The sequence below is a fragment of the Novilysobacter antarcticus genome, assembly GCF_019802285.1.
Taxonomy (GTDB): Bacteria; Pseudomonadota; Gammaproteobacteria; order Xanthomonadales; family Xanthomonadaceae; genus Novilysobacter; species Novilysobacter antarcticus.
On the sequence record NZ_JAIEUJ010000001.1, the window covers coordinates 664,283 to 681,430 of the forward strand.

General features: G+C 63.9%; 16 protein-coding genes. 13 read left to right on the top strand and 3 right to left on the bottom strand.

Annotation, left to right across the window (positions count from 1 at the left end):
• Positions 1–102: 102 nt before the first annotated feature.
• The 6 genes from KZ491_RS03085 (at position 103) to galU (ending at position 5,742) form a co-directional block, all read left to right on the top strand.
• Positions 103–405, top strand: a complete 303-nt coding sequence (locus tag KZ491_RS03085; RefSeq protein ID WP_222564373.1) for an integration host factor subunit beta — start codon at positions 103–105, stop codon at positions 403–405.
• Positions 406–499: 94 nt separating this feature from the next.
• Entirely contained in the window at positions 500–769 is a 270-nt protein-coding gene (locus KZ491_RS03090) for a lipopolysaccharide assembly protein LapA domain-containing protein (protein ID WP_222564374.1), read from the top strand.
• Positions 770–1,948, top strand: coding sequence for a lipopolysaccharide assembly protein LapB (gene lapB, locus KZ491_RS03095; RefSeq protein WP_222564375.1), 1,179 nt, complete (start codon positions 770–772; stop codon positions 1,946–1,948).
• 16 nt (positions 1,949–1,964) lie between these two features.
• Entirely contained in the window at positions 1,965–2,933 is a 969-nt protein-coding gene (locus KZ491_RS03100; protein WP_246606475.1) for an MraY family glycosyltransferase, read from the top strand.
• The gene (locus tag KZ491_RS03105; protein WP_222564376.1) at positions 2,930–4,843 is read left to right on the top strand and encodes a polysaccharide biosynthesis protein; all 1,914 of its coding nucleotides are present in this window, start codon (positions 2,930–2,932) and stop codon (positions 4,841–4,843) included. Before KZ491_RS03100 ends, KZ491_RS03105 begins: the two co-directional genes overlap by 4 nt.
• On the top strand, positions 4,843–5,742 hold the full coding sequence (gene galU / locus KZ491_RS03110; RefSeq protein WP_222564377.1) for a UTP--glucose-1-phosphate uridylyltransferase GalU: 900 nt from the start codon (positions 4,843–4,845) through the stop codon (positions 5,740–5,742). Before KZ491_RS03105 ends, galU begins: the two co-directional genes overlap by 1 nt.
• Positions 5,743–5,846: 104 nt before the next feature.
• On the opposite strand, the gene KZ491_RS03115 is transcribed toward galU, so the two are convergent.
• The 3 genes from KZ491_RS03115 to KZ491_RS03125 are packed head-to-tail and all read right to left on the bottom strand — an operon-like array spanning position 5,847 to position 10,104.
• Positions 5,847–7,049 (bottom strand): acetyl-CoA C-acyltransferase, encoded by a 1,203-nt coding sequence (locus tag KZ491_RS03115; RefSeq protein WP_222564378.1) that lies wholly within the window; start codon positions 7,047–7,049, stop codon positions 5,847–5,849.
• 20 nt (positions 7,050–7,069) lie between these two features.
• On the bottom strand, positions 7,070–9,445 hold the full coding sequence (locus tag KZ491_RS03120) for a 3-hydroxyacyl-CoA dehydrogenase/enoyl-CoA hydratase family protein (protein WP_222564379.1): 2,376 nt from the start codon (positions 9,443–9,445) through the stop codon (positions 7,070–7,072).
• Positions 9,446–9,483: 38 nt separating this feature from the next.
• Positions 9,484–10,104, bottom strand: coding sequence for a TetR/AcrR family transcriptional regulator (locus tag KZ491_RS03125; protein ID WP_222564380.1), 621 nt, complete (start codon positions 10,102–10,104; stop codon positions 9,484–9,486).
• 250 nt (positions 10,105–10,354) lie between these two features.
• Here KZ491_RS03125 and ndk point away from each other — a divergent pair, with 250 nt between their 5' ends.
• The 7 genes from ndk (at position 10,355) to der (ending at position 17,141) form a co-directional block, all read left to right on the top strand.
• Positions 10,355–10,780, top strand: coding sequence for a nucleoside-diphosphate kinase (gene ndk / locus KZ491_RS03130; RefSeq protein ID WP_222564381.1), 426 nt, complete (start codon positions 10,355–10,357; stop codon positions 10,778–10,780).
• Positions 10,781–10,901: 121 nt separating this feature from the next.
• Positions 10,902–12,098, top strand: a complete 1,197-nt coding sequence (gene rlmN / locus KZ491_RS03135; RefSeq protein WP_425493089.1) for a dual-specificity RNA methyltransferase RlmN — start codon at positions 10,902–10,904, stop codon at positions 12,096–12,098.
• A 7-nt stretch (positions 12,099–12,105) separates the two neighbouring features.
• Complete coding sequence (gene pilW / locus KZ491_RS03140; protein WP_222564383.1) at positions 12,106–12,936, top strand: type IV pilus biogenesis/stability protein PilW; 831 nt, start codon at positions 12,106–12,108, stop codon at positions 12,934–12,936.
• Entirely contained in the window at positions 12,936–13,751 is an 816-nt protein-coding gene (locus KZ491_RS03145) for a helix-turn-helix domain-containing protein (protein ID WP_222564384.1), read from the top strand. The genes pilW and KZ491_RS03145 overlap by 1 nt, the downstream gene beginning before the upstream one ends.
• 117 nt (positions 13,752–13,868) lie before the next feature.
• On the top strand, positions 13,869–14,498 hold the full coding sequence (locus KZ491_RS03150) for a YfgM family protein (protein WP_222564385.1): 630 nt from the start codon (positions 13,869–13,871) through the stop codon (positions 14,496–14,498).
• Positions 14,498–15,709 (top strand): outer membrane protein assembly factor BamB, encoded by a 1,212-nt coding sequence (bamB, locus tag KZ491_RS03155; RefSeq protein ID WP_222564386.1) that lies wholly within the window; start codon positions 14,498–14,500, stop codon positions 15,707–15,709. The genes KZ491_RS03150 and bamB overlap by 1 nt, the downstream gene beginning before the upstream one ends.
• 34 nt (positions 15,710–15,743) lie before the next feature.
• Positions 15,744–17,141 (top strand): ribosome biogenesis GTPase Der, encoded by a 1,398-nt coding sequence (der, locus tag KZ491_RS03160; RefSeq protein ID WP_222564387.1) that lies wholly within the window; start codon positions 15,744–15,746, stop codon positions 17,139–17,141.
• The last annotated feature ends 7 nt before the right edge of the window (positions 17,142–17,148 follow it).

Genomic DNA, 17,148 nt, shown 5'->3' on the forward strand with positions numbered 1-17,148 from the left:
TCGCAACATGAGTACGGCCCGGCTTTGGCCGGGCCGTACTTCGTTTGAACCAGACTTTTCCCCCTATTTCGAAATGGCCACAAGCAGCCACCCCAAACACCCATGACCAAGTCCGAACTGATCGAGATCCTGTCCCAGCGCCAGCCGCACCTCAAAGGCGAAGACGTGGATCTGGCGGTGAAGGCCCTGCTGGAGATGATGGGGAGTTCGCTCGCCGATGGTGAGCGCATCGAGGTTCGAGGCTTTGGCAGTTTCTCGCTTCACTACCGACCGCCCCGCATGGGCCGCAACCCGCGAACGGGTGAGTCGGTCGCACTGGCTGGAAAGTACGTACCCCACTTCAAGCCGGGCAAGGAGCTGCGCGAACGCGTCAGCGACGCGATGCCTGTGGATGAGGCGGATTGAACCCGCCGCCGTCTATCGGCGGATGGAGACGCGCGACGTCGCATCTGCGATCCGCTGATCTGATTTTCATGCACGCAGCAACCAGGAGACTGTCATGCGAGTGATCCGATTTCTGGTAGCCATTGTGTGTCTGGCGTTTGGCGCCATTCTGGGCGCACTCAACCGGCAGGCCGTGTCGATCGACATCGGCTTTGGCCACCTCGCATCCAACCTCGGCATCGTGATGCTCGGCTGCCTGCTCGTCGGCGTGATTGTGGGTGGGATGGCTATCAGTGCCAGCGTGGTCTGGCCATTGCGTCGACGGTTGGCGAACGTGCAGAAGCAGACACGCGCCGATCCATCGGTGGCAAAGGAAGTCCTGTAGATGGAGTTCATCAGCGAGTGGTTCTGGTTCTTTGTGCTGGTGCCCGTGGCCGCGCTTGCGGGCTGGGTGGTGGGTCGCCGCGGTGGCGAAAGGCACAGCACGACCCAGGTCAGCCGGCTCTCCACCACCTACTTCCGCGGCCTCAACTACTTGCTCAATGAACAGCCGGACAAGGCCATCGAGCTTTTCCTTCATATCGCCGAACTCGACAAGGACACCTTCGAGACCCAGGTGGCACTGGGCCACCTGTTCCGGCGGCGTGGCGAGGTCGACCGTGCCATCCGCCTGCACCAGGCGCTCGTGCAACGTCCCGGCCTGAGCGACCAACAGAAGGTGCAGGCCCTGCTGGCGCTGGGCGAGGATTACATGAAGTCCGGACTTCTGGATCGCGCGGAAACCGTGTTCAGCGATTTGGTCGATCTGGACATGCGCGCGCCACTCGCGCTGCGCCACCTGATCAACATCTACCAGTCCGAGCGCGAATGGGACAAGGCGATTGAAAATGCCCAGCGCTACGAGGCCGCGACCGGCGAGTCGATGGGCAAGTTGATCGGCCAGTTTGAATGCGAGTTGGCCGATCGCCACCGCGCGGCAGGCGACGTTGCTGCGGCGCGCGCTGCAGTCGCACGTGCGTATCAGGCGGATGCCAATTCGGTGCGTGCCGGGATGCTGGAAGGGCGGCTCGAGGTGGAATCGGGCAATGATGCCGGAGCGATTCGCGCCTTTGAGCGGGTTGCACGAACCGACCCCGACTACCTGCCCGAGGTAATGCCGGCGCTGCTGTCGTGCTATGAACGCACCGGTGACGGCTCAGGTGCGCGGGCGTTTCTTTCCGAAATGTGCGAGCACTATCGCGGTATTGCCCCGGTCCTGGCGCTGACGAAAATGGTGGAGAGCCAGGACGGTGTTCCTGCGGCCCGCGCCTACCTGGCCAATGAGCTCAAGGACCGACCGTCGGTACGTGGCGAGGCGGCACTGATGGAGCTGAGCATCGCTGAAGGCGCCGATCCACTGGCGACGCTGCACGACCTGAAACACATCACCGAGCAGCTGCTGGTCCGCAACCCCAGCTACCGCTGCAATCATTGCGGTTTCGGCGCACGCAGCCATCACTGGCAATGCCCGAGCTGCAAGGAGTGGGGCACCGTCAAGCCGCTCCTGAACTACGCGGTGGTGTGACCTGTTGGTCTTCTGGTTGCTCCTGCACTTTCTGGTCGCGGCCGCGGGGACCCTGCTGGCGCGTCGCTACGCGCTGGAGCGCGATCTTCTTGACCACCCGGGAGACCGGCGCAGCCACGATGTGGCAACCCCACGCGGCGGCGGTATCGCCATCGTTGTCGCCGTGTTGGTCGCGGTCGTGGCGCTGGCGATGCGGGATCCTTCGCAACGCTGGTTGTTGGGTGGGTTCGGCGCCGGCCTGCTGATGGTCGCGACCGTTGGCATGTTGGATGACCATCGGCCGTTGCCGGCCAGCCTGCGCCTGGCCGTCCACGCGGTCGCCGGACTGGTTCTGGCGGTCAGCGTGCAGATGGCGTCCGGCAACCCGTGGCTGGCCGTCCTTGCGTTGGTATCCGCGATCGCGCTGACCAACGTCTGGAACTTCATGGACGGTATCAATGGTCTTGCCGCCAGCCAGGCACTGCTGGTAGCGCTGGCGCTGGCCTGCGTGCTGGGCGGCACGTGGGGCCTTCTGGCGGGCGCGCTGGCCGCGGCCTGTGCCGGCTTCCTGCCGTTCAACTTCCCAAGGGCACGGATATTTCTCGGCGATGGTGGCAGCGGCGGAATCGGCTTCTGCCTCGCCGGGCTGGGAACGGTTGCGGCAATGGCCGATGACGCGGCCGCTCTCTGGCTGCTGCTGCCCCTGTCCGCGTTCCTGGTGGATGCCAGCCTGACCCTGCTGCTGCGAATGGTTCAGCGGGAACGATGGTGGGAGGCGCATACTCGCCACGCTTATCAGGCATGGGCTCGAGCGACCGGACACACAAGGGTCACATTGGCCTACGCATCATGGACGGCGACGACTGTCGCCGTGATGATCGTGCTGCGCGCAACGCCGGTTTCTTTGGCGCTGGTGGCGTGTGTTGTCACGTATCTGGTCGCATCGGTAGCCTGGTGGCGGCTTGAGCGAATGGAATCGCATGTAAAAACAATAGGTGACAAATGACTAGATGGCGTGAGCGGTGGTCCGGCGCGGTGCCACGTTCGGCAGTGGTAGTGCACGACCTTGCAATGGTTTGGATCGTGTGGGTGGTCCTGCATCGGGTTCGCTACGGTGTGATGGTGTCGCCACCCGAATTGCCGCTGTGGTCAACAGAGATCGCGATGGTGCTGGCCGCTCAGGGGCTGGTGTTCTGGCAGGTGGGCCTCTATCGCGGGCTGTGGCGCTTCGCCAGCGTTCCCGACCTATGGAATATCTTCAAGGCGTGTGCACTCGGCCTGTTTGCGATCGTCCTCGGTTTGTTTCTCTACAACCGTCTCGAGCTCGTCTCCCGCACCGTGCTGATGATGTACCCGTTCGTGCTGATGGGCATGCTCGGCGCACCGCGTCTGCTTTATCGCGCCTGGAAGGACAGCAACAGCGACCATACGGATGCGGCATCCGTACGTATCCTGATCCTTGGTGCCGGCCATGCGGGCGATGCGCTGGTGCGTGACCTGCGCCGTCTCGGCTCGTATCAGCCTGTTGGCTTCCTGGATGATGCACGCCGGCTTCGCGGCAGCAAGGTCCAGGGCATTCCGGTTCTTGGCGGCGTGGAGGAGGTGGCTGAAATTGCCCGCGAGACCGCGGCGCGACTTCTGGTCATCGCGATGCCCTCGGCAAGCGCCAACGAAATGCAACGCGTCGTCGCCGCGTGTGAACGCTCCGGCTTGCCGTTCCGGATGGTGCCCCGACTGCGCGACACGCTTGAGGGTCGATCCCTGCCGGGGCAGTTGAAGGAAGTCGCCATTGAGGACCTGCTTGGACGCCAGCAGGTGCTGCCCGACTGGAAGGCGATTCGAAGCTGGCTGGGTGCGCGCTCGGTGCTGGTCACCGGCGCAGGTGGCTCGGTCGGCTCGGAGCTGTGCCGGCAATGCGCGCGCCACGGTGCACGACGCATTGCGATGGTGGAACAGGACGAATTCGCGCTGATAACGGTACTGGCCAGTCTGCGCCGGGACTTTCCGGATCTCGACTACATCCCGGTACTTGGCGATTGCGGGGATCCGGCGGTTATCCGGCACGCACTCGACGCCTCCCAGCCCGAAGCTGTTTTCCACGCCGCTGCCTACAAACAGGTGCCACTGCTGGAGACGCAGTTGCGCGAAGCCGTTCGCAACAATGTGCTGGCGACGGAGACTGTGGCTCGCGCCTGCCGCGAGGCGGAGGTGGGCACCTTCGTGTTGATCTCGACCGACAAGGCGGTGGATCCAGGCAACATTCTGGGCGCCACCAAGCGTCTGGGTGAAATGGTCTGTCAGTCGTTGGTGGATCCGCGCAGCACCCGGTTCGTCACCGTGCGGTTCGGCAACGTACTCGATTCGGCGGGTAGTGTCGTGCCCCTGTTTCGTGAGCAGATCCGCCAAGGTGGGCCGGTCACCGTTACCGACCCGGAAGTAACGCGTTACTTCATGACGATCCCGGAAGCCTGCCAGCTGATCCTGCAGGCGTCGGCCATTGGCAGCCAGGAGGCAATCTACACCCTCGACATGGGCGAGCCGGTGCCGATCCGGGTCCTTGCCGAACAGATGATCCGCCTGGCCGGAAAGCAGCCAGGGCGGGATGTCGCGATTGTCTACACCGGCCTGCGGGCGGGCGAGAAGCTGCACGAAACCCTGTTCCACGCCGATGAGCGCTACCGTGCTACCGCGCATCCCAAGATCCTCCAGGCGGAGCCGCGCGCCGTGGTAGCCAGTGAGATCCACCAAGCCCTTGAGCGGCTGCGCGATGCCGTCGGCCGCTATGACCTGTCCGCGCTGGACATCGTCCTGCGGCGCACGGTTCCCGAATTCCAGCCGATCGGCTCGCATGCAGCGCCGGTCGCGGCTCCCACCACTGTGGTGGCGTTCCCCTCCCACGCTTCAAGGAAGAATTGATGTCCCAACGCATTCGCAAAGCGGTATTCCCGGTCGCAGGTCTTGGAACCCGTTTCCTTCCCGCTACCAAAACGGTGCCCAAGGAGATGCTGCCGATCATCGATCGGCCACTCATCCAGTACGCAGTCGATGAAGCGATCGAGGCCGGTTGCGACACGCTCGTGTTCGTGACCAACCGCTACAAGCACGCCGTGGCCGATTACTTCGACAAGGCCTACGAGCTGGAAGACAAGCTGGAGGCGGCAGGGAAGCTTGAGCAACTGGAGCTGGTGCGCAACCCGCTTCCCCCGGGAGTGAGGGCGGTGTTCGTCACCCAGACCGAAGCGCTGGGTCTCGGGCACGCGGTACTGTGCGCCAAACCGGTGATCGGCAATGAACCGTTTGCGGTCATTCTTCCGGACGACCTGATCTGGAACCGCGGCGCAGGCGCATTGAAGCAGATGGCCGACGCCGCCGAAGCCAGCGGCTCCAGCGTCATCGCGGTGCAGGATGTGGAGCGGGAAAAGACCGGTAGCTACGGCATCGTCGCCACGGACGAATTCACCGGCAGGCAGGCGCGCATCCGCGCGATCGTCGAGAAGCCCAGTCCGGCTGATGCTCCCAGCACCTTGGCCGTGGTCGGTCGTTACGTGCTCAGTCCACGGATTTTCGAGCTACTGGAAGGCACGACCCCGGGGTCAGGTGGCGAGATACAGCTGACTGATGCCATCGCCACGCTGCTGGTCGAGGAGGCGGTAGACGCCTACCGGTTCCAGGGAACGCGTTTCGATTGCGGCACCCATCTGGGATTGATTGGCGCCACCATCCGCTATGCGCTGGACCACGAGAAGATCAGCGAGGCGGCGCAGGGAATGATGCGCGAGGCATTGAATGAAATGGGTCTGCGCGAACTGGAGTAGGAGTCGCCGCTGCTGCATGCGGTACTCCCGCGCAAACCATGGTTGATGGCGATAAATAGCGAAGGGAGCCGCGCATTGGCGCTCGGCTCCCTTCGCCTTTTGGCCTACAGGGCTTCGAAGATGCCCGCAGCGCCCATGCCGGTGCCGATACACATGGTCACCAGGCCGTACTTCTGCTGACGTCGGCGCATCCCGTGCAGGATCGTCGCGGTGCGGACCGCTCCGGTCGCGCCCAGCGGATGGCCAAGGGCAATTGCTCCACCCAGCGGGTTCACCTTGGAGGGATCCAGCTCGCTGTCACGGATTACGGCCAGCGCCTGCGCCGCAAACGCCTCGTTCAGCTCGATCCAGTCGATCTGGTCCTTGGTCAAGCCGGCTTGCTTGAGCGCCTTGGGAATCGCCGCTATCGGGCCGATCCCCATGACTTCCGGTCGCACCCCGGCAACGGAGAAGCTGACGAAACGTGCCAGCGGCATGAGGCCATAATCCTTGATGGCCTGGGCCGAGGCCAGCAGGATCGCCCCCGCGCCGTCAGACATCTGCGAGCTGTTGCCCGCAGTCACGGTGCCCCCGAACTGCCCGTTGCGGAACACCGGGCGCAACTTGGCCAGCCCTTCGATCGTGGAGCCGGCGCGCGGGCCCTCGTCGGTGTCCACCAGCGTGCGCTTCTCGCGGATGCTGTCGCGCTCAAGGTCGGGCAGGTGGGAGACGACCTCCAGCGGGCTGATCTCATCGCGGAATTCACCGGCTTCGATCGCCGCCAGCGCCTTGAGATGCGATTCCAGTGCGAACGCATCCTGGTCCTCGCGGCTGACCTTCCACTCTTCGGCGACCTTCTCGGCGGTGATTCCCATGCCGTAGGCGATATTGACGTGGTCGTCCTTGAACACGTTGGGCGAGAGCGCAACCTTGTTGCCCATCATCGGCACCATCGTCATCGACTCGGTGCCACCGGCCAGCATCAGGTCCGCGTTGCCGAGTCGGATCTGGTCGGCCGCCAGCGCCACCGCCTGCAGACCGGAGGAGCAGAAGCGGTTGATGGTCTGGGCGGCGATCGTGTTGGGCAGGCCCGCCAGCAGCACGCCGATGCGCGCCACGTTCATCCCTTGCTCGCCCTCAGGCATCGCGCAGCCGATGATCGCGTCATCGATCCGGTTCACGTCGATCCCCGGCGCCTGGGCGATGACGGCCTTGAGCACGTGGGCGAGCATGTCGTCGGGCCGTGTATTGCGGAACGCGCCGCGAGCCTTGGCAACCGGAGTCCGGGTGGCGGCGACGATGTAGGCGTCTTGTACTTGCTTGGTCATGGTGTTGTCCTCGTCGTCACTCAGTTGCGCAGGGGTTTGCCGGTCTTGAGCATGTGGGCCACGCGTGCCTGGGTCTTGGGCAGCTGCGCCAGCTCAATAAAATTCTCGCGTTCCAGTTTCAGCAGCCACTCCTCGTCCACAAGCGAGCCACGGTCCACTTCGCCGCCGCACATGACGGTGGCAATGCGGCTGGCGATCTCATAATCGTGCTCGGAGATGAAACGGCCCTCGAGCATGTTCACCAGCAGCATCTTGAAGGTGGCTATGCCGACATCGCCTGCCACCTGGATCCGGCGAGCGGGCAGGGGCGGCCGGTAGCCGGATTCGGCCAATGCGCGAGCCTGCGCCTTGGCGACGTGAAGCAGTTCGAAGGCATTGAAAACGACCACGTCGTCTTCGCGCGCCAGTTCGAGCGATTTGGCCTCGATCGCCGAAGTGGCCACCTTGGCCATGGCGATGGTCTCGAACACGTTTTTGAGTTCGGCGAAGACATCACCGTTCGGCCCGGCGGCATCGGAAGCGCGCACCGCGAGCTCCTTCAGGCCACCGCCGGCGGGCAGCAGCCCGACCCCGGCTTCCACCAGCCCGACGTAGCTCTCCAGTCCGAACACGGTGCGCGCCGCATGCATCTGGAATTCGCAGCCGCCACCCAATGCCAGACCCCGCACCGCGGCTACGACCGGTACCAACGAGTACTTGATCCTTTGGCTGGTGCGCTGGAAGTTGGCGACCATGGACTCGAAGCCCTTGATGTCTTTCGCCTGCAGCAATCCCAGCGCGCCCGACAGGTCGGCACCGGCGGAGAAAGGCTCCTTGGCCTGCCAGATCACCAGCCCGGAGAAATCCTTCTCGGCGCGGGAAATGGCCTCTTGCAGGCCATCGAGCACCTGGTCGGACACGGTGTTCATCTTGGTCTTGAAGCTGACCACGGCGATGTCGTCGCCTTCGTCGGCCCACATGCGAACGCCGTCGTTCTCGAAAACGGTGCGCCCCTGCGACGGCTTCTCACCGAGCAGCGCGTCGGGGAACCGCTGTCGCGCATACACCGGGTTGGACGAACGCGGCACGATGGTGTCGCGGCCCGGGCTGTAGCTGCCATCGGCGACGTGGACACCCTCGCGGCCGTCAAAGACCCAGTCGGGCAGGGTGGCGTTGCTCATCGCATGGCCCGCGACGATGTCCTCGGCGATCCAGTCAGCCACCTGCTTCCAGCCCGCTGCCTGCCAGCTCTCGAACGGACCGACCGACCAGCCATAGCCCCAGCGCATTGCCAGGTCGACGTCGCGCGCGGTCTCGGCAATATCCTTCAGATGGAACGCGCTGTAGTGGAAGGTGTCGCGGAAGCACGCCCACAGGAACTTCGCCTGCGGGTGTTCGCTGGCGCGCAGGGCGGCGAACTTCTTCGCCGGATCGCGTTCCTTCAGCAGTGCGGCGACTTCAGCATCCGCCTCCTGGACGGACGGACGGTAGTCCTGCGCCTCCAGGTCCAGCACCAGGATTTCCTTGCCCTTGCGGGTGTAGAAACCCGCGCCGGTCTTGGCACCCAAAGCGCCTTTCTCGACCAGCGCCGCGAGCCACTTAGGTGCCTTGAAGTACTTGTGCCACGGATCATCGGGCAGGGTGTCGGCCATGGTCTTGATGACATGCATCATCGTGTCCAGCCCGACCACGTCGGCCGTCCGGTAGGTCGCCGATTTCGGCCTCCCGATAGCGGGCCCGGTCAGCGCATCCACGGTATCGAAGCCCAGCCCGAGCTGCTCGGTGTGATGCATCGCGGTCAGCATCGAGAACACGCCGACGCGGTTACCAATGAAGTTCGGTGTGTCCTTGGCGATGACGACGCCCTTGCCCAACGTGGTGGTCAGGAAGGTCTCCAGCGACTCAAGTACGCTGGCGTCCGTCGTGCGCGCCGGAATCAGTTCCGCCAGGTGCATGTAACGCGGCGGATTGAAGAAGTGCACGCCGCAGAAGCGGTGACGCAACTGCTCCGGCAGCACTTCTGCGAGCTTGTTGATGCCAAGGCCGGACGTGTTGCTTGCCAGCACCGCGTGGTCCGCGACGTGCGGGGCAATCTTGCGGTACAGGTCCTGTTTCCAGTCCATCCGCTCGGCGATGGCTTCGATGATCAGGTCGCAGTCGGCGAGCCGCTCCAGTCCCGTCTCGTAGTTGGCGGCCGTGATGCGGCCGGCAAGACGCTTGTCGGCGAGTGGAGCGGGACTGAGCTTGGCGAGGTTGGCGATTGCCTTGTCGACGATGCCATCCGGATTGCCTTCCTTGGCCGGCAAATCGAACAGCACCGTATCGACCCCGGCATTGGTCAGGTGCGCAGCAATCTGTGCGCCCATGACGCCAGCGCCCAAAACGGCCGCGCGACGGACAAGTAGTTTATTAGACATAACTTGTAACTCCTTGATTGGATTGTCTATGTCAAGCATCAGTCTTTGAATCCGGCCGCGGCAAAGCGGATGAGTTCACGTGCCGCCCGTTCCGCGTGGCTCTTCTCCTGCACCCCGCCGGGGCGCTTGATAAGGCCGAAGTCGGCCATGGCGTAGGTCAAGGCTCCAGCGAGGAAGTCCAGTCGCCAGTACAGCTCCTCTTTGCTCAGGTCCGGCAGGCAGGCCCCAATGGCACGCGCGAAATCGCGCAGTACGTGGCCATAGCGCTCGGACAGGAACGTGCGTAAACCGTCGTTCTTTTCCGCGTAGGCGCGGGCGATAACCCGTACAAACGCGGCGCCGCCCTGGCGGTGCAGGGCAACGGCAAGCGCGGGTTCGATAAAGGCCGCGAGGATTGGCTCCAGATCGCCGGGATGCTCATCCAGCGCGGTTTTCAGCGCCCGCAGGCGGTGGGCGCTCATCTCGTCCATGCGTCGCCGGAACACCTCGTTGACGAGGTTCTCCTTGCTGCCGAAGTGGTAGTTGACCGCTGCGATGTTGACGTCGGCGCGTCCAGTGACCTGACGCAGGGAGGTGCCCGAGAACCCGTGTTGGGCGAACAGCTCCTCCGCCGCCGTCAGGATGCGGTCCTTGGTGGAGAACTGGGTATTGGAAGACATGGGGACATCCAATCTGGCGCGATTGCCGGAGCAAATGCGGAAAGGGTGAATCAAACGCTTGTTTGGATGCTAGGCCCCACGCGACCGATGGTCAAATCACCGCAGCCCGGGTGCATCGCGCACGCGGTTTTCCGGTAGAATCCGTGGCAGCCATTTCGGCCAAACCCGCGTCAGTACGCGGGTTTTCCTGTTATCCTTTGGCGCGTATCCCTGATAAACGGGGTACCGCCCGCCCAACCGGAGATTTTCCATGGCGCTGGAGCGTACCCTTTCCATCATCAAGCCCGACGCAGTCGCCAAGAATGTGATCGGCGAGATTTACAGCCGTTTCGAGAAGGCGGGCCTCAAGGTCGTCGCCGCGAAGATGAAGCACCTTTCCAAGGCCGAGGCCGAAGGCTTCTACGCGGTCCATCGCGAACGCCCGTTTTTTGCCGCCCTCGTCGAGTTCATGAGCTCAGGACCAGTGATGATCCAGGCGCTTGAAGGTGAGGGTGCCGTGCTTAAGCACCGTGACCTGATGGGCGCCACCAACCCGAAAGATGCCGCACCAGGCACCATCCGCGCCGATTTTGCCGACAGCATCGACGCCAACGCGGTCCACGGATCCGACAGTCTGGAGAACGCCGCGATTGAAATCGCGTACTTCTTCCCGGCCACTGACGTCTACTCGCGCTGATCATCCGACCCCGAACGCCGGGATCGCAATACGCAATCGCAGTACAAATGCCATGACCACCAACCGCGACAACACCATCGACATCCAGCTGACTGCTTCGCCTGATGCGAAAGGCAGGGCGGTGAGCGGTGTTGCCGCGAGTGCGCAGTCACAGGCGCTTCCGGGAGCGGCGACCGCTGCTCCACGGAAGAATATCTTCGATCTGGACCGCACGGAGCTCGAGGACTTCTTCGAACAGGTGCTGGGCGAGAAGCGCTACCGCGCCCACCAGGTGATGAAGTGGATCCATCATCGCTACGTCACTGATTTCGACGAGATGACGGACCTCGGCAAGGCGCTGCGCGCCAAGCTGCACGAGCACGCGGAAGTCCGGGCGCCGATAGTCCTGACGGAGAAGCCCTCGGTGGATGGCACCCACAAGTGGCTGATCGGTATGGACCCGAAGAACGCCATCGAAGCGGTGTTCATTCCCGAAAAGGGGCGCGGCACACTATGCGTGTCCAGCCAGGTGGGTTGCGCGCTGAACTGCTCGTTCTGTTCCACCGGCACTCAGGGATTCAACCGCAACCTCACGACCGCCGAGATCATCGGTCAGGTGTGGGTGGTCGCCCGTCACCTGGGCAACATGCCGCACCAGCGCCGCCGTCTCACCAACGTGGTGATGATGGGCATGGGCGAGCCGCTGATGAATTTCGACAACGTGGTCCGCGCGATGAGCATCATGCGCGACGACCTTGGCTATGGCCTGGCCAACAAACGCGTCACCCTGTCCACCGCGGGCATGGTGCCAATGATCGACAAGCTGGGCGAGCTCAGCGATGTCTCGCTGGCCGTATCGCTGCACGCGGCCAACGATGAGCTGCGCACTGAGCTCGTCCCGCTGAACAAGAAGTATCCGATTGCCCAGCTGATGGCGGCGTGCGAGCGCTACGTCATGCGCAAGCCACGGTCCTCCATCACGTTTGAATACACCCTGATGCGCGGCGTCAACGACCAGCCTGAGCATGCGCGTCAGCTCGCCCGACTGATGAAGCAATTCGACAATGCCACCCAGATGAAGGACGCGGCAAAGGTCAACCTGATCCCGTTCAATCCGTTTCCGGGCACGCGCTATGAGCGCTCCAGCGAGGACGACATCCGTGCGTTCCAGCAACTGTTGCAGCAGGCTCGCGTCCTGACCACCGTACGTCGCACCCGCGGCGACGACATCGATGCCGCATGCGGCCAGCTCAAGGGGCAGGTCATGGACCGCACGCGCCGACAGGCGACCTTTCGAAAAATCCTGGCTCAGCAGGGCGCGGGAGATGCCAGTGCCTGAGTGGCGTATGTCCAATCGTCGTTCCGGGGGGAGGGCGCTGCTGGTGTTTTTGGTTGCCGCAGTGCTTGCTTCCACTGCCTGCAGCCGTTTGAGCTTCGTCAAGCCGAAACTGGCCCGCAGCGGCATGGATCGCAAGGCGCCCGAGGTGCGGATGACTCCGGACAGCTACGATTCTCCCGCAGCAAAATCACGCGTATTGGTCCAGCAGGGGCAGGTGGCATTGTCCCGGGGCGATCTTGCCGCCGCGGCAAAAGCGGCCGATCAGGCGGTCCGTATTGCTCCCGACAGTGCGTCCGCACAAACCCTGTCTGCCTTGGTTGCCGAGCGAAAGGGCGATTCCGCGACGGCAGGAAAACACTACCGGCGCGCTGTCGACCTTGAGCCGCGCCAGGGCGCCATCGCGAACAATTACGGGACCTGGCTGTGCGCCAACGGCCGCGCGCAGGAGTCGCTGGAGTGGTTCGATCGCGCCCTGGCCGATCCCGGCTATCGCACACCGTCCATTGCAATGGCGAACTCCGGCGCGTGCGCTGCAGACGCAGGCCAGGATGCCCACTCCAAGCGCTACCTGACGGGCGCCCTCGAGCTGGATCCGGAAAACCCGGTCGCATTGGCGGCCATGGCGGAGCGTGCGTTCCGCGAGGGCGACGCGTTCCGTGCGCGCGCGTTCTCACAGCGACGTCTGGCGGCCGCGCCTGCGGACAGGCGCTCGCTCGTGCTTGCATCACAGATTGAAGAGAAGCTTGGCGACAAGGAAGCCGTCGATAGATATGTTCAACGGTTGGGGGAGGAGTTCCCGGCCGTACCGGGTTCCGGAAACGGGGAAATCGGAAAGTGATGGGACAGTCGAACGAAAGGCCATCGGATGATGCCGAACGTTGTGGTGCGCGCCTTGCGCGTGCCCGTGAAAGCGCCGGGATTACGCTTGAGCAGGCTTCCGCACGTTTGAAAATGCCGGTCCGGGTGGTGCGCTCGTTGGAAAACGACGAGTGGCAGTCCGAGCCAAGTGTCTTTGTCCGGGGCCATCTGCGCAGTTACGCGAAGATGCTCGGCGTCGACATAGAGCAGGACCTTGTCAGGACGGGCGTCAACGAGGTTCGGCCTGCAGAGCTTGTCAGCCACACCCACACGCCGAAATACCAACGCATGTTCGAGCAGGCGGCGCGCCGCGGCATCTACATCGCTATCACGGCCTTTATCGTCGTCCCGGTGTGGCTGGCCACCAAGCCACACCTGTCCAGCATGCCGGAAGTCCAGTCACTGGATATCCCCACCCTTGCCACGGGAATGGTCGATTCCGCCTCGCAGGCCGACGCCCCGGTTCAGGAGCGCACGCCGGTCATCGCCTCCATGGCAGCCATCCGGCCCACCGTCGGTATCGCGGAGCCGCAGGGTCTTTCCTTGACGTTCACCGACGACAGCTGGTTGCAGGTCACCACGCCCGATGGCGAGGTGCTGGAGCAGGCGGTGCTTGGCCGCGGCGACAAGAGGCAGTGGGACGCCAAGCAAGGTCTGCGTTTCGTGATCGGGAACATCGCCGCAATCGAAGCGATGCAGAACGGCAAACCTGTGGATCTACAGGCATTCAGCCGCGCGAACGTCGCCCGCTTTAAGCTATCCTCTGACGGTTCACTTGTGCCGACCAGCGACTGATACGCGTCAACCGCATCGTCGCGCCAATCCGGCACCTCCTCACCGGCCCGCTGCGCGGGCCGTTCGTAATCAATGATCCGGCGATTCTGGCGGATCCGGACAGCATGGCGACCCCAGATGGCAATTGACGATCCACTAGACGAACACGAGCAAAGCGAACGCGTATTGGCGTGGTTGCGACAAAACGGCGTCGCCCTGGTGGGCGGCATCGTGCTCGGACTTGCCGCGATCGGTGGCTGGAAATGGTGGGGTCACCACCAGCATGCTGAAGCGCTGGCGGACGCGGATCGCTACCAGAAGGTCATCAGCGCCATCGAAGCCGGCGACGCTGATGCCGTGTCCCGTATCGGCGGCCTGCAAAGCCCTGTTTACGCCGAGCTTGCCGGTCTCGAGCTTGCCGCCAAGCAGGTTCGTGATGGCAACAATGAAGCGGCGGTCGCCACCTTGCGGTCGATCAAGCCGGCCGACTCACGCATGGCCGCGGTGGTCGACCAGCGCCTCGCCCGTTTGCTGGTGGACGCGGGCAAGGGCGAGGAGGCGATCGGACTGCTGCAAGGCGCCGATACCGCCATGGCGTTGGAAGTGCGCGGCGACGCGCAATATGCCTTGGGAAAGACGGACGACGCACGCAGTGCCTATATGCAGGCGCTGACCAAGATGGATGTCGCGTCTCCGCGCCGCAAGCTGCTCGAACTCAAATTGATGGAAGTCGGCGGCAAGCCCGACGACTCCGAGGTACGGTCCTGATGAATCCTGCAAAGACGCTTTCCAATAGTCGCCGACCGGCGAGCCAGCTGGTCGTGCGCGTTTCCATAGTGCTGTTGTGCGCGACTGCGCTCGTGGGCTGCAGCACGATGAAAGGCTGGTTCAGCAGCGACAAGAAGAAGGCCGCAGCGCCGGCGGCACTGGTTGAATTCCAGCCGTCCGCCCAGCCCTCGCGCATCTGGTCGGCCAACGTAGGCAAGGGTGAAGGCAAGATTGGCGCCCGCCAGGGTCCGGTCATAGCCGATGGCAAAGTGTTCGCAGCCGCCGTGAAGGGTGGCGTCCACGCCTACGACCTGCAATCCGGCGCCAAGGTCTGGAGCTATCCAAGCAAGCTGCGTCTGACCGGCGGACCCGGCGTGGGCGAGGGCGTGGTGGCCGTTGGCAGCCTGGACGGTGATGTGATCGCACTGGACGCGGACACCGGCAGTGAGAAGTGGACGGCCAAGCTCGGCAACGAGATCATCGCCGCGCCGGCGGTTGGGATGGGCATGGTGTTCGTGCGCTCCAACGACGGTCGGATCACCGCGTTCGACGCCGCCAGTGGTGAGCGTCGCTGGTTCTGGAACCACGACGTGCCGATGCTGTCGGTGCGTGGCAACGATACGCCGGTGCTGGGCCCGGGCTACCTGTTTGTCGGCAACGACGATGGCACCGTGGTGGCGCTGTCGGCCAATGACGGCCGCCCGTTGTGGGAAGAGAGCGTGGCCCAGCAGGAAGGGCGCACCGAGCTCTCGCGCATGGCGGACGTGGACGGCGCACCGGTGCTTGACGGCACCACCCTGTACGCCACCAGCTACAAGGGCAAAACCATCGCCATCGACGCCCCAAGCGGCCAGCCGATGTGGATTTCCGATCACGGCGGACCTGGCCGGATCGGCGTTGCTCCCAACGTGCTTGTCATCTCCGACGCCGCCGACAAGGTGGTGGGCCTTTACAAGACCGGCGGCAGCGCGATGTGGACGCAGCCCGCGATGACCCGACGCAGCCTGACCGCTCCGGCCATCCACGGCGACTACGCGGTTGTCGGCGATCTGGACGGCTACCTGCACTGGCTCGCGCTGGATACGGGTGAATTCGCGGCCCGCTCCCGTGTCGGCCGTGACCGGTTGCTGTCGGCCCCGCGCGTCGCGGACGGCATCCTGGTCGTGCAGGACGTTGGCGGCAAGTTGAGCGCGTACCGGCTGGGACAGTGATCATCACGTTCTTTCATTCCGACCGGATCCGCCAATGCTGCCGCTAGTCGCCCTTGTGGGCCGTCCCAACGTCGGCAAGTCGACCCTGTTCAATGCGCTCACGCGCACCCGCGACGCGCTGGTCCATGACCAACCGGGAGTTACCCGGGACCGGAATTACGGCCTGTGCCGGCCGGAAGGTCAGCGTGAGTTCGCGGTCGTCGATACCGGCGGCATCGGCGGCGAGGACGAGGGTATCGCCGGAGCGACGACGCGCCAGGCTCGTGCCGCAGCTGCAGAAGCCGACCTGGTGCTTTTCATCGTGGATGGGCGTCACGGTCCGTCTCGTCTGGACGATGACATCCTCGCCTGGCTGCGGAAAACCGCGCGCCCGACCTATCTGGTGGTCAACAAGACCGATGGTCTGGAAACGCACGCGGCGCTGAGCGAGTTCGCCCATTACGGTTTCACCGATGTCATCGGGATCTCTTCCGCCCATCGTCAGGGCATCGATGACCTGATCGATGTGATCCTGGAGCGGTTGCCCGAGGTGGGGGACTCCGCTCAGCTGGACGATGACCCCTCGCGGATCAAGGTTGCCTTTATCGGCCGGCCAAACGTCGGCAAGTCGACCCTCGTCAATCGCCTGCTGGGTGAGGAGCGGATGATCGCCTCCGAGGTTGCAGGAACCACCCGCGACGCCGTCGCGGTGGACATGGAGCGCGACGGGCGCCTATACCGGCTGGTCGATACGGCCGGACTGCGTCGCAAGTCACGCGTGGACGAGGTGGTCGAGAAGTTCTCCATCATCAAGACCCTGCATGCGATCGAGCAGTGCCAGGTGGCGGTGGTGATGCTGGACGCCAACGAAGGCGTGACCGATCAGGACGCCAGCGTGCTCGGCTACGCCCTGGATGCCGGGCGTGCGTTGGTGATTGCGGTCAACAAGTGGGACGGCCTGAGCGATTACCAGCGCCAGCAGAACGAAGCGCTGTTGGCGCGCAAGCTGACCTTCGTCGACTGGGCCGAGCGGGTTCGCATCAGCGCGACCCACGGCTCCGGTTTGCGTGAATTGTTCGCAGCGGTGCATCGCGCGCACGCCTCGGCGACCCGCGAGTTCAGCACCAGCGAGGTGACCCAGGCCATGGAAGCGGCATATGAGGCCAACCCACCGCCGGTGATCCGTGGCCATGTTGCCAAGCTGCGCTACGCCCATCCGGCGGCCAGCAATCCGCCGACGTTCGTGATCCACGGGACGCGCCTGAAGACGCTGGCCGACAGCTACAAGCGCTATCTGGAGAACTTCTTCCGCAAGCGTTTCAAGCTGGTCGGAACGCCGGTGCGCTTTGTCTTCAAGGACGGTCTCAATCCCTATGAAGGCAAGAAGAACGTGCTCAGCGAGAAACAGGTGGCCAAGCGTCGCCGCCTGATCCGTCACGTAAAGCGCGGCTGAGCGGGCA

Excerpts from the sequence above, each read along its gene's own strand:
- KZ491_RS03085 (WP_222564373.1), top strand. The coding sequence starts at position 103 with ATGACCAAGTCCGAACTGATCGAGATCCTGTCCCAGCGCCAGCCGCAC.
- KZ491_RS03090 (WP_222564374.1), top strand. The coding sequence starts at position 500 with ATGCGAGTGATCCGATTTCTGGTAGCCATTGTGTGTCTGGCGTTTGGC.
- lapB (WP_222564375.1), top strand. The coding sequence starts at position 770 with ATGGAGTTCATCAGCGAGTGGTTCTGGTTCTTTGTGCTGGTGCCCGTG.
- KZ491_RS03105 (WP_222564376.1), top strand. The coding sequence starts at position 2,930 with ATGACTAGATGGCGTGAGCGGTGGTCCGGCGCGGTGCCACGTTCGGCA.
- galU (WP_222564377.1), top strand. The coding sequence starts at position 4,843 with ATGTCCCAACGCATTCGCAAAGCGGTATTCCCGGTCGCAGGTCTTGGA.
- KZ491_RS03115 (WP_222564378.1), bottom strand. The coding sequence starts at position 7,049 with ATGACCAAGCAAGTACAAGACGCCTACATCGTCGCCGCCACCCGGACT.
- KZ491_RS03120 (WP_222564379.1), bottom strand. The coding sequence starts at position 9,445 with ATGTCTAATAAACTACTTGTCCGTCGCGCGGCCGTTTTGGGCGCTGGC.
- KZ491_RS03125 (WP_222564380.1), bottom strand. The coding sequence starts at position 10,104 with ATGTCTTCCAATACCCAGTTCTCCACCAAGGACCGCATCCTGACGGCG.
- ndk (WP_222564381.1), top strand. The coding sequence starts at position 10,355 with ATGGCGCTGGAGCGTACCCTTTCCATCATCAAGCCCGACGCAGTCGCC.
- pilW (WP_222564383.1), top strand. The coding sequence starts at position 12,106 with ATGTCCAATCGTCGTTCCGGGGGGAGGGCGCTGCTGGTGTTTTTGGTT.
- KZ491_RS03145 (WP_222564384.1), top strand. The coding sequence starts at position 12,936 with ATGGGACAGTCGAACGAAAGGCCATCGGATGATGCCGAACGTTGTGGT.
- KZ491_RS03150 (WP_222564385.1), top strand. The coding sequence starts at position 13,869 with ATGGCAATTGACGATCCACTAGACGAACACGAGCAAAGCGAACGCGTA.
- bamB (WP_222564386.1), top strand. The coding sequence starts at position 14,498 with ATGAATCCTGCAAAGACGCTTTCCAATAGTCGCCGACCGGCGAGCCAG.
- der (WP_222564387.1), top strand. The coding sequence starts at position 15,744 with ATGCTGCCGCTAGTCGCCCTTGTGGGCCGTCCCAACGTCGGCAAGTCG.